The sequence below is a fragment of the Streptomyces sp. SID3212 genome (genome assembly GCF_009865405.1).
GTDB lineage: Bacteria > Actinomycetota > Actinomycetes > Streptomycetales > Streptomycetaceae > Streptomyces.
Window position 1 is genome coordinate 1 of the sequence record NZ_WWJY01000453.1, and the last position, 377, is coordinate 377.

The window sequence follows — 377 nt, forward strand, 5'->3', positions numbered from 1 at the left end:
CGTCAGCTCGGTCGGCATCGGCGGCACCAACGTGCACGTCGTCCTGGAGCAGGCGCCGGGGCGCGCCGCCGCCGGGGAGCCGGACGCCGGATCCGTACCCGAGGTCCTGCTCCTGTCCGCCCGTACGAGAGAGGATCTCGCCGCCCACGCCGGGCGGCTGGCGACGGCGCTGCGGGCGCCCGGCGCCCCGTCCCTCGCGGACACCGCCCACACGCTGCGGGTGGGGCGCGCCCCGATGGACGTCCGCGGCTATGTGCGGGCGGCCGACCTGGCGGGGGCGGCGGCCGGGCTGGCCGAACTGGCCGGGGGAGCCCTGGCCGCCGGCGGGCTCGACCCGCTGGGCGAGACCTGGCTCAGCGGCGGTCCCGCGCCCGAGG

Annotated in this window: 1 protein-coding gene; it reads left to right on the top strand. The window is 80.4% G+C overall.

Going from position 1 to position 377, the window contains the following annotated elements:
• Positions 1 to 377: ketoacyl-synthetase C-terminal extension domain-containing protein (locus GT042_RS13120; RefSeq protein ID WP_272925711.1), on the top strand; the 377-nt coding region annotated here is incomplete at both ends.